A 10330-nucleotide genomic window follows, 5' to 3' on the forward strand; every position below is an offset into this window, starting at 1 on the left:
CCGCCGGACATCGGGCCCAGGTCCCTCAGACCGTGGTCCGATGCCCCGGGTGGTGGCCCGACCTAGAATCCGACGATGGATCCGGGCCGGCCGTCGTGGCGCTCGCGCGCGTGGGCCGCCGCCCTCACGGTGCTGGGCGTGTTCGCGCTGTTCCTGGCCACGACCGGGTTCGAGTCGCCGGGCGCGCGCCGGGCGGTCCCCGCGGTGGCCGTCGCGCTCACCGTCTCGGTGCTGGGCTGGGCCTTCACGCGTACGCGGGCACAACGCCGGCGCTACGAGGAGGAGCTCGCGGCCTGGGCGGCGGAGCGGGCGGCACAGGGTGAGCGGCTGCGGATCGCCGCCGACCTGCACGACCTGGTCTCGCACGGGCTCGGGCTGATCACCGTGCGGGCGGCCGCCGCCCGCAGCGTGCGCGGCCCGGGCGGCGACGCCGAGCGCGCGAGCGCGCTGGCCGACATCGAGCGCGCCGGCCGCGAGACCACCACCGAGCTGCGCCGGATGCTCGGGGTGCTGCGGGCTCCGGGCGCGGCGCCGTTGCGCCCGGCCGAGACCCTGGCGGACCTTCCCGCGATCGTCGGCGAGGCGAACGCCGCCGGCCTGACCGCGTCCCTGCGCCTGCGCGAGGTGGGCGAGGTGTCGCCCGGCACGCAACTCACCGTCTGTGCCGTGGTCCGCGAGGCCCTGAGCAACACCCTCCGGCACGCCGGTCCGGTCCGCTCGCGGATCAGCGTGCGCCGGGAGGCCGGATCGATCGTCGTGGACGTCGAGGACTCCGGGCCGGCCGACGGCTGGCGCCCGCAACCGGGCGCGGGTCACGGGCTCGACGGCCTGCGCGAACGCGTGTCCGCGCTGGGCGGGACGCTGCACGCGGGCCCGGAGCGGGGCCGCTTCGGCGTGACCGCCCGCATCCCCGACCGGGAGGACGCGTGACCGCCGGGATCCGCGTTCTGATCGCCGACGACCAGCCGCTGCTGCGCCACAGCCTGGCCATTCTGGTGGACGGCGACCCGGCGCTCAGCACCGTGGCGCAGGCCGCCACCGGCACCGAGGCCGTATGCCTGACCCGGCAGTTGCGCCCGGACGTGATCCTCATGGACATCCGGATGCCGGGCGGCGACGGCATCGAGGCCACCCGCGAGATCACCGCCGACCCCGGGCTGGCCGCCAGCCGCGTCCTGGTGCTGAGCATGTACGAGCTCGACGAGTACGTTTTCGGCGCGCTGCGGGCCGGCGCCAGCGGCTTCCTGCTGAAGGACGCCCACCCGAGCGAGCTGCTCGACGCCGTGCGGCGCACCCATGCCGGCGAGTCCTTGTTCGCGCCCGCCATCCTGACCCGCCTGGTCGACCACTACGTCAGCCGCCCGGCCGCCGTGCCCGCCGCCGACCTGCGGGTGCTCACCGACCGCGAGACGGAGCTGCTCCTGCTGATCGCCCGGGGCCTCGCCAACCAGGAGATCGCCGCCACCCTCGCCATCTCCATCAAGACCGTGAAGACCCACGTGGGCAGCCTGCTGGCGAAGCTCCACGCCCGGGACCGCGCCCAGCTCGTCATAGCCGCCTACGAGAGCGGCCTCGTCGGTCCCCGCCGCCACTGACCCCAGGGTGTCTCCCGCCAACCCCAGGGTGCGGCCCGGATCTCAGGGGGTCCGCAGATCCCTAACGTCATTCGCGTCCCATCGGCCCCCTCACCGGGCGAGCGGGGCCAGGACCGCAGGGGAGGTGTGATCATGACGATCGACCAGTACGACGGCACCCGGGAGACCGTCCGCGACGCGCAGTCGGGGGACCTTCGTGCCGCTGACACATTCGTGCGGCAGTTCGAGAGGCTGGTCTGGTGGACCGTGCGGTCGTTCCGGCTGCCGGATGCCGACGCCGAGGACGTCGTGCAGAACACCTGGCTGCGGGTGTTCGAGCACCTGGACGAGGTGCGGGATCCGGACCGGGTCGGCTCCTGGGTGGCCACCATCGCCCGCCGGGAGTGTCTCAAGCTGATGCGCTCGGTGCGGCGGGAGGTGCCCGGGCTGGAGTTGCGGGCCGAGCAGCGCGACGACCGCGCGCCGCACCCGGAGCACGTCGCCGTCGACGCGCGGATGAACGACCTGCTCTGGCAGCACGTGAATTCGCTGCCGGGCCCGGCCCGCGACCTGGTGGTGACGCTGAGCGGCAACGACGCGCCCGCGTACGCCGATTTCGCCCGCCGCAAGGGCATCCCGATCGGGAGCATCGGGCCGACCCGGATGCGTTCGCTGCGCAAGCTGCGGGTCAAGCTCGAGGGCAACGGCCTCGGGGCGCACGCGTGGCACTAGAGACCGGTCCGTGGGTCCCGGTGGGGGGCCGGGATCCGCGGACCGCCCGCTCAGGCCTTGACGGCGCCCGCGATGCCGGCCAGGTCGGTGCGGGACCGGATGTTCGTCTTGCGGTAGATGTTGCTCAGGTGGTACTCGATGGTCTTCTGGCTGAGGAACAGGGTGGTCGCCGCCTCGTGGTTGGTGGCGCCCCGGGCCACCACGAGCGCCACCTGCAACTCCTGCGGGGTGAGCTGGGGCAGCGCGTCGGCGGACCGGCTGACGGTGGTGCCGGTGGCGCGCAGCTCGGTGCGGGCCCGCTCGGCCCAGGGCTGCGCGCCGAGGCGGGTGAAGGTCTCCAGGGCGTCGTGCAGGTGCTTGCGGGCCTGGGCCCGCTGCCGCTGCCGGCGCAGCCGCTCGCCGTAGGAGAGCTCGGTGCGGGCCCGCTCGAACGGCATCAGGGCGCAGCCCAGCGACTCCAGTGCGATCTTGAAAGCCTCGGCCATGTCCTCGGGGGCGGCCAGCAGCGCCCGGCACCGGGCCGCGGCCGCGTCGGCCCACATGCCGCCGGGGCGGTCCTGCTGGGCGTCGAGCAGTTCCCGGGCGGCGTCCGGGCGGCCGTCGCGGATGTAGGCCTCGACGAGGTCGAACACCCACGGCACCACGGCGGGGTCCTGGATGTGTGTGGCCACCGGCAGGGCGCGCACGGCCTCGAGGTGGGTGATCGCCTCGCCCGCCTCGCCCTGGCCCAGCGCCAGCAGGCCCAGCTCGTGACCGGTGTAGAGCGCCATGCAGTCGACGCCGAGGCGGTCGGCCACCTCCACGGTCCGGGCGACCCGGCGGCGGCAGTCGTCGGCGCGGCCCTGCACCGCGTCGAGGCGGCCGGTGAAGAACAGCCCGTAGAGGTCCGCCTGGCGGGTCTCGCTCGCCAGCCGCAGGCTCTCCGCGGCGCTGGCCCTGGCGTCGTGCCAGCGGCCGATCCGGAAGTGCAACTCGGAGGAGATGCCGAGGGCCTGCGGCAGCACGCCGAGGGCGCCGGCGGAGCGTGCGGCGGCGACGACCCGGTCGAGCAGCTCGCCGGCCCGATCGAAACCCTCCAGCCAGATCCAGGTCAGCGCCGCGTGGCAGAGGTCCTGCGCGCGTACCAGGGGATCGGCCCGCATGAGGTCGGGGTGACAGCGCCGCAGCAGCTCCTCCGCGGCGCGGCGCTCGCCCGCCAGGGCGAGGCCGCCGGCCAGCGCGACCGCCGCGACAAGCTGGGGCGGCCCGCCGGCCCGGGCGGCCAGCTCGTGGCCGCGGCGGACGACGGCCTGCAGCCGCTCGATGTCGCCGACCATGAAGTACGGGATGCAGGCGTCGGAATACATCAGCGCGGCCCGGCCGGGGTCGAACTCCTCCACCGCCGCGGCGCTCGCGACCAGGAACTCCAGCACGCCGTCGGGGCGCTCGCGCCACATCCGCACGTAGGCGCTCATGTGCTGGATCAGGGCGCGCCGGCTCGGCTCGGTGGTCAGCGGCAGCGCCTCGTCGAGCAGCACCAGAACCTGATCGTTGCGCCCGGCGAGCTGCCAGCAGCGGGCCGCGCGCAGCAGCCGCCGGGCCCGGTCCGGGCCGCGGCTGAGACGGGCGGCCTGCCCGAACGCGCAGGCGGCCGACACATACCCGGCGCGGCTGCTGGCCCGCAGCGCCGCCTGCTGCAGCAACGTTGCCACGTCTTCATCGGGGGAGAGCGTTGCCGCGGCGAGGTGCCAGGCGCGAGCGTCGGCAGCCGCGTCGCCGGGTACGTCGGCGAGCACGGCCGCCAGCGCGTCGTGTGCGGCGCAGCGGTCGTCCATCGTGGCGGCGTGGTAGACCACCGAGCGCAGCAGCGGGTGCCGGAACTCGGTGCGGCGGTCGTCGATGGTGATCAGGTCCTGGGTCTCGGCGGGCGCGAAGTCGCGCAGGTGCAGCCCGGTCGCCTCGGCGGCGAGCAGCAGGACGCCGGTGTCGCCGCCGACCGCGGCCGCGGCCAGCACCAGCGCCTTTCGGGTGTTGCCGGGCAGCTCGGCGAGGCGGGCCTGCAACGCCCGCTCGATCCGCGAGCCGGGCGGCACCTGCGGCGCGGCGACGCCGACGCCCGCCGGGTCGGGCTGCTCGCGGCCGAGCTCGATGACGCCGAGCGGGTTGCCGGCGGTCGCGGCGTGCAGCCGGGCGGCCGCGCCGGGCGGGGCGGCGGGCAGGGTGGCCCGGCACAGCTCGTCCACGTCGTCGATCGAGAGGCCGGCCAGCGCCACATGCGACGCGCGCAGGTCGGCGGCGTCGTCCGGGTTGCGCGTCGCGATCAGCAGCGCGATGCCGTCGGCGTGCAGGCGGCGCCCGGCGAAGAGCACCGCCTCGCGGGAGGAGGCGTCCAGCCACTGCAGATCGTCCACGACGATCAGCAGGGGGGAGGCCTCGGCGGCGGCCGCGAGGATGCCGACGGTGGCGGCGCACACCGTGAACCGGTCGCCGGCCACGGGCGGCCCGAGGGCCAGCGCGCTGCGCAGCGCGGCGGCCTGCGGCGCCGGCAGTCCGGGCAGGACCTCGAGCACCGGGCGCAGCAGGTCGGCCAGGCCGGCGAAGGGGATCTCCGACTCGTCCTCGTAGCCGCGGGCGGTGAGGACCCGCATGCCTGTCGCGTTCTCCGTGGCGTAGCCGATCAGGGTGGTCTTGCCGATGCCGGGCTCGCCGGTGATCACCAGCGCGTCGCTGCGACCGGCCCGCGCACCTGTCAGAAGAGCGTCGATCAATGCACGTTCGGCGGTCCGTCCGAGCATCATCGGCCGAGTGTATTCCCGTGCTCGGGGCGCGAGGCTATCGCACCGAATCGGCGCAGCCGTTCGGCTGATCTTTCCTGAAGGATCATCATCATGATAGAGACAACCAGTACCCCGCCGGTCGGCGAACCGCGGGACGGCTCCTATCTGTCCCCGGTGGGCGGCCGCGGCACGCCGCTGACCGTGCTCACCCCGATGCCGCGCCGGTGGACCCCGCTGCTGCGCGGCCTGCTCTTCCTGCGCCACCTGATGGGCGCGCCGGCCGACCTGCGGCAGATGTCGTTCATCCACTTCGCGCACTGGTCGGTCATCTCCCGCTTCCCGGGCCAGCAGCGCCGCTCCCGGTACGCGTACCTGCTGTTCCGCAGCGACTTCAACGGCGCCTGGAGCAAGTACATCGACGCGTTCTCGATCAGGATCCCGTTGCGGATGGCGCTGATCTGGGGCTGGTCGTTCGGCTTCCCGGGTGCGCTGCCGCCGGGGCCGTTCCGCCGCTACATCGCCGCCAACGACCTGCCGGTCGCCCACTACTACTCGGCGTACCCGGAGTCCGGGGTCACCGAGATCGCCGCGGCGCTGCGGGTGCGCGACGCGTTCGAGCGCCACATCGGCGACACCGCACCGGAGGCCTTTCCGGAGGCGTGGCGCCGGTTCCTCGACGAGGTGCAGGAAGACCTGTACAGCTGGGAGTCCGGATCATGAGCATCGGCTACCGAACCGGTACGCGGTCCGTCACCGTCTTCGCCCGCATCGAGGACGGGCGCGCGGAGGTGGTGCGCGCGCGGCTGCGGGCGTACGAGAAGGACAGTCCCTTTGCGCGGGTGCCGGGTGTCCACTTCGCCCGGCTCGTCGTGATCGAGCACGCGGTGCGGCAGGAACGGCCGAGCGTCTGGCGCCGGAATGCCCGGCTGCTCGACCTGCTCGCGCACTTCGGGCGGGGCCCGCGCCCGGACGACCTGCCGCATCCGTACCTGATGATGACCGCGACGGTCGACGGCGAGCCGGCGGACTTCTTCCGGCGGCTGCGCCACCTCGGCCCGGACGCCGACGCCGTCTGGGGTGACTGCACCGGCTATCCCCGGCACTACGAGGAGGGGCCGTTTCTCGACTTCTTCGCCGAGCGCAGCCTGCGGGCCGACTACACCTTCGCCGGCGCGCCCGACGGGACCGTGACGGAGATCAGGGACGCGGTCCTGCTCCGCCGCCAGCTCGCCGCCTTCGCCGCCACGGCCTGCGACGTCTCCGACGACGCCCTGCTGCGCCGCTTCCGGACGGCGCCCGTGACGGCGGCGCCCGTGACGGCGGCGGCCGTGACGGCGGCGGCCGGGTCCGGCGCCGGGCTGGATCCGGCCGACATTCAGGGGCTGGTGCTGCGCGGCTACGGCGATCACGGCGTCGCGGCGCACCTCTATCTGCGGATCACGTCCGGGCCGCGGGCGCGGCGCTGGCTGGGTGCGGTGGCGACCGAGGTGACCTCGGCCGCGGAGTCGCCGGGCCGGGCCCTGCACGTGGGCGTCAGCCACACCGGGCTGGCCCGGCTCGGCGTGCCCGAGGCGGACCTTGCCGCCCTCCCGGAGCCGTTCCGCGAGGGCATGTACGCCCGCGAGGACCGGCTGTCGCCGGGCCGTGGCACCGAGCCGTGGCGGGGGCCGTTCGCGGGCCCCGGCGCCGTCGACGTGGTCCTGCTGCTCTCCGCCACCGGTGACGCCGAGCTCGGCCCGTGGCTCGAACGGCTGCGACGCAACGCCGGGCACGGCGGCGGCGTGCGCGTCGTCGGCGAGCAGCGGGGCCGGCGGCTGCCGGGCCCGGACGGCGACGGCCGGACCTTCGTCGAGCACTTCGGCTTCGCCGACGGGCTGTCTCAGCCGCGGGTCGCGGGCTACGGCCGGTGCGGCCCCGGCGAGGTGCTGCCGGCCGGGGAGTTCGTGCTCGGGCGGCCCGACGTGGACGGTGACATCGCGGGCCGCGACCTGCCGGCCGTGCTCACCCGCAACGGCAGCTTCCTGGTGTATCGAAAGCTCGAGCAGGACGTGCCCGCGTTCCGGGCGATGACCGAGGCCGCGGCCGGGCCGTTCGCCGACGGCGCGGACGGGGTCGCCGCCGGGCTGGTCGGCCGCCGCCGGGACGGCGCGTTGCTCAGCCCGTGCCCCGCCGGTTCGCACGTGCGGCGGGCCAACCCGCGCGACTCGCTGCCGGGCGGGCGCGAGCTCACCCGCCGGCACCTGATGATGCGCCGCGGCATCCCGTACGGGCCCTACCTGCCGCAGGGCGCGGACGACGACGGCGCCGAGCGCGGGCTGCTCTTCCTCGCCGTCGTCGGCGACCTCGCCCGGCAGTTCGAGTTCGTGCAGACCGAGTGGCTCTCGGACGGCAACGTCTTCGGCCGCGGCGAGGAGCAGGACGCCTTCACCACGGCCGGCGGCACCGGGGCCCGGATCCTGCTGGCGGGGTCGCCGCCCGCGTACGTGAGCGTGCCCGGGCCGGTGGTGACGTGCCGCGGCGGCGAGTACTTCCTGCTGCCCGGCCTCGAGGCGCTGCGCGCACTGTGCGATCAGATTTGATCAGCTGGGCTGCCGGGGCCCGCTGCTCTCCCTGATCACCAGCGTGGTCGCCAGCTCGATCCGGTGGCTGTCCAGCCGCTCGCCGTTGATCACCCGTAGCAGCATGCGGGCGGCCGCGACGCCCATCTCGCGCAGCGGCTGGTGCACGGTGGTCAGCGCCGGCGCCATCCACGGGGTGAAGTTCAGGTCGTCGAAGCCGACCACGCTGCACTGCTCGGGTATCCGCAGTCCGCGCACCCGGGCGGCGGAGTAGACCCCGGTGGCCTGCTGGTCGCTGCCCGCGAAGATCGCCGTCGGCGGCTCGGCCAGCGCGAACAGCCGCCGGGCCGCCTCCAGGCCGCCGTCGTGGTGGAAGGCGGCGTAGCGGACCAGGTCGCGCTGGGCGCTCAGGCCGGCGGCCTCGAGCGCGGACCGGTAGCCGGCCACCCGGGCCCGGGTGCAGAGCAGCGACTCCGGGCCGCCGATCGCCGCGATCCGGGTGTGCCCGAGCGAGATCAGGTGCTCGGTCGCCGCGAACCCGCCGGCGAAGTTGGTCGTGCCGACCGACGGCACGTCGGGCGGCGGCGCGGACACCCCGTCGACAAGCACGAACGGCAGCGTGCGCCGGGCCAGCTCGGCGCGCTGGTCCTCGTCCAGATCGGAGAGGACCAGGATGGCGCCCTGCGAGGCCCGGGACAGCAGCGACTGCAGCCAGCGCCGCGTCAGGCTGGCCCGGTTGTGCACCGCCGACACCGCGAGGGTGAGCCCGGCCTCCTCGGCCACCTGCTCGACGCCGGTCAGGATCGCCAGGCCCCAGTGGCTGTCCAGGTCATTGATCACCAGGTCGATGAACTCGCCGCGGCGGTTGCTGCGCCGCGGCGAGCGCGGCCGCTGATAGCCGTGCTCGGTGAGCAGCCGCTCGATGATGGCGCGGGTGTGCGCGGCGACGTCGCTGTGTCCGTTGAGGACCTTGGAGACCGTCGGCACGGAGACGTTCGCCTCGCGGGCGATCGTCGCCAGGGTGCAGCGTGGCACCGCGGCCACCTCCTCGGCTGTCCGGAAGCCACAGTCTGATCACCTACCCCGGGGTTTCCAAGAAGTTTCGAAAGTTGTCCGGAGATATTTCGGACCGCGGGGCTCAGAACTCCGCGATGCGACGGTCCTGATCGGGGCAGACGTTGTCGATCGCCAGCTTGATCAACTTGTGCGCGGTGGCCTCGTCGGTGCCGAACCGCTCGGTGCCGGCCACGACGGTGCGGGCGCCCTCGCCGGCCGCGAGCGACGTGCACGCCTCTCCGGCGATCTCGGCGATCTCGTCGTCCCGGTGATCGACCGCCAGGTCTGGCAGCCGGTCCTGCACCGCGGCGACGAACCCCGAGGGGCCCAGCGCGACGACCCGCGGGCTGCCGGCCCGGCGCCCGGAGCGCGGCTCGGAGCGCGGCTCGGCCGGCGGTTCCGTCCGCGGGGTGCCGGTCGCGGCCGGCGCGGTGTGCCGGCCGGCGGCGACCACCGGGGCCGCGGGGGTGGGCGCGTCGCTGCTGGTCGCCGGCGCGGGCACGGTCGCCGGCCCGGTGCCGGCGTCGTCGCCGCATCCGCTCAGCGCGACCAGCAGAACCGTCGCGACCAGCCATCTGTGCGCCATCATCCACCCCGCTCGTCCGATTCGTGCCGGGCAGACCCTAGCCGTGGCGGGTGGGTATCGAGGCGGCTCGCCCACGGACGGCGGGCGGGGACCCCCGGGCGGGTGAAGGTGGACGCCCCCGCGATCCGTCGCCCGGGGATGCGAGGATCACCCGATGCGTGAAGTGGTCGACGGGGTTTTCGAGCTTGCCCTCGGGTACGTGCACATGCACCTCGTGGTCACCGACGACGGGGTGGTGCTGGTCGACACCGGGCTGCCCGGCAGGTCCGCCAAGGTGGATCAGGCGCTGCACGAGATCCGGCGCAAGATCGGCGACGTGCGTACCGTGCTGCTCACCCATCATCACGCCGACCACACCGGCAACGTCGCCGACCTGCGCCGCCGCTCCGGGGCCCGGGTGGTCGCGCACGCCGCCGACGCCCCCTACGTCACCGGGGACGCCAAGGCCGCCGCCCGGCACCCGATCGTCAAGATCGTCTCGCGCTTCATGGGCAGCCCCGAGCCGGCGCCGGTCGACGACGTCGTCACCGCCGACGGCTCGTCGCCGCTGCCCGGCTTCACCGCCCTGCACACCCCCGGCCACACCGCCGGGCACCTGTCGTTCCTGCTGGACCGGGCCGGCGGCGTGCTCTTCGCCGGTGACGCCGCCGGCGGCAGGCGGGGCGGCCGGATCGGCAGCTCGCCACGGATGGTCTCGGTCGATCCCGAGCTCGAGGCGAGGAGCGTCGCCCGCCTCGCCGGCCTCGAGTTCGAGCACGCCGTCTTCGGCCACGGCGGGGCCGTCTCCGGGCGGGCCGTGGACCGCTTCCGCGAGTACGTCGCACAGCGAACTCACAGAGGGCTCTCGGGTAGCTGACAATCCGGCGGGCAACAGTTGGTGTCATGACCGATCTGCTGACAAGGCCCACGTACACCCGGGACCACGCCGCCGCCGCGCCGCCGTTGCCCCCACTGCCTCCCCATGTCGTCAGTCACCGGGGCGACGGCCGGCGACGCTGGCCGCGGCGGGTGGCCGGCGGTGCGGCCGTGCTCGCCCTGATCGCCGGCGGCGGCACGGCGGGCGGCCTG

The 10330-nt window shown here is 74.8% G+C and carries 9 protein-coding genes and 1 pseudogene; 7 read left to right on the top strand and 3 right to left on the bottom strand.

Going from position 1 to position 10330, the window contains the following annotated elements:
• The first annotated feature begins 75 nt into the window (after positions 1-75).
• From AB0F10_RS23675 to AB0F10_RS23685, 3 genes are all read left to right on the top strand, one after another.
• Positions 76-930: a histidine kinase gene (locus AB0F10_RS23675; protein WP_360628828.1), complete on the top strand. Its 855-nt coding sequence runs from the start codon at positions 76-78 to the stop codon at positions 928-930.
• Positions 927-1595: a response regulator transcription factor gene (locus AB0F10_RS23680; RefSeq protein WP_360628831.1), complete on the top strand. Its 669-nt coding sequence runs from the start codon at positions 927-929 to the stop codon at positions 1593-1595. Before AB0F10_RS23675 ends, AB0F10_RS23680 begins: the two co-directional genes overlap by 4 nt.
• A gap of 132 nt (positions 1596-1727) precedes the next feature.
• Positions 1728-2306 carry a sigma-70 family RNA polymerase sigma factor gene (locus AB0F10_RS23685; RefSeq protein ID WP_360628834.1) on the top strand — a complete coding sequence of 193 codons (579 nt, stop codon included), beginning with the start codon at positions 1728-1730 and terminating at the stop codon, positions 2304-2306.
• Positions 2307-2356: 50 nt separating this feature from the next.
• On the opposite strand, the gene AB0F10_RS23690 is transcribed toward AB0F10_RS23685, so the two are convergent.
• Positions 2357-5083 (bottom strand): AAA family ATPase, encoded by a 2727-nt coding sequence (locus AB0F10_RS23690; protein WP_360628837.1) that lies wholly within the window; start codon positions 5081-5083, stop codon positions 2357-2359.
• Positions 5084-5173: 90 nt separating this feature from the next.
• Here AB0F10_RS23690 and AB0F10_RS23695 point away from each other — a divergent pair, with 90 nt between their 5' ends.
• Together AB0F10_RS23695 and AB0F10_RS23700 are read left to right on the top strand one after the other, a co-directional pair.
• Positions 5174-5782 carry a hypothetical protein gene (locus AB0F10_RS23695; RefSeq protein WP_360628840.1) on the top strand — a complete coding sequence of 203 codons (609 nt, stop codon included), beginning with the start codon at positions 5174-5176 and terminating at the stop codon, positions 5780-5782.
• Complete coding sequence (locus AB0F10_RS23700) at positions 5779-7641, top strand: hypothetical protein (RefSeq protein ID WP_360628844.1); 1863 nt, start codon at positions 5779-5781, stop codon at positions 7639-7641. Before AB0F10_RS23695 ends, AB0F10_RS23700 begins: the two co-directional genes overlap by 4 nt.
• Here AB0F10_RS23700 and AB0F10_RS23705 read toward each other — a convergent pair whose 3' ends face one another.
• Together AB0F10_RS23705 and AB0F10_RS23710 are read right to left on the bottom strand one after the other, a co-directional pair.
• The gene (locus AB0F10_RS23705; protein ID WP_360628847.1) at positions 7642-8655 is read right to left on the bottom strand and encodes a LacI family DNA-binding transcriptional regulator; all 1014 of its coding nucleotides are present in this window, start codon (positions 8653-8655) and stop codon (positions 7642-7644) included.
• A 103-nt stretch (positions 8656-8758) separates the two neighbouring features.
• The gene (locus tag AB0F10_RS23710) at positions 8759-9265 is read right to left on the bottom strand and encodes a DUF732 domain-containing protein (RefSeq protein WP_360628849.1); all 507 of its coding nucleotides are present in this window, start codon (positions 9263-9265) and stop codon (positions 8759-8761) included.
• Between the two features lie 151 nt (positions 9266-9416).
• On the opposite strand from AB0F10_RS23710, the gene AB0F10_RS23715 reads away from it, so the two are divergent.
• Both AB0F10_RS23715 and AB0F10_RS23720 read left to right on the top strand, forming a co-directional pair.
• Positions 9417-10118: an MBL fold metallo-hydrolase gene (locus tag AB0F10_RS23715; protein ID WP_360628852.1), complete on the top strand. Its 702-nt coding sequence runs from the start codon at positions 9417-9419 to the stop codon at positions 10116-10118.
• 26 nt (positions 10119-10144) lie between these two features.
• Positions 10145-10330, top strand: a pseudogene (locus AB0F10_RS23720) (trypsin); the annotation flags it as partial.

The organism is Actinoplanes sp. NPDC026623, from assembly GCF_040638275.1.
Lineage (GTDB): Bacteria > Actinomycetota > Actinomycetes > Mycobacteriales > Micromonosporaceae > Actinoplanes.

Bases quoted from the DNA above. Each gene is read 5' to 3' on its own strand.
- AB0F10_RS23675 (WP_360628828.1), top strand. From the start codon at position 76: ATGGATCCGGGCCGGCCGTCGTGGCGCTCGCGCGCGTGGGCCGCCGCC.
- AB0F10_RS23685 (WP_360628834.1), top strand. From the start codon at position 1,728: ATGACGATCGACCAGTACGACGGCACCCGGGAGACCGTCCGCGACGCG.
- AB0F10_RS23690 (WP_360628837.1), bottom strand. From the start codon at position 5,083: ATGATGCTCGGACGGACCGCCGAACGTGCATTGATCGACGCTCTTCTG.
- AB0F10_RS23695 (WP_360628840.1), top strand. From the start codon at position 5,174: ATGATAGAGACAACCAGTACCCCGCCGGTCGGCGAACCGCGGGACGGC.
- AB0F10_RS23700 (WP_360628844.1), top strand. From the start codon at position 5,779: ATGAGCATCGGCTACCGAACCGGTACGCGGTCCGTCACCGTCTTCGCC.
- AB0F10_RS23710 (WP_360628849.1), bottom strand. From the start codon at position 9,265: ATGATGGCGCACAGATGGCTGGTCGCGACGGTTCTGCTGGTCGCGCTG.
- AB0F10_RS23715 (WP_360628852.1), top strand. From the start codon at position 9,417: ATGCGTGAAGTGGTCGACGGGGTTTTCGAGCTTGCCCTCGGGTACGTG.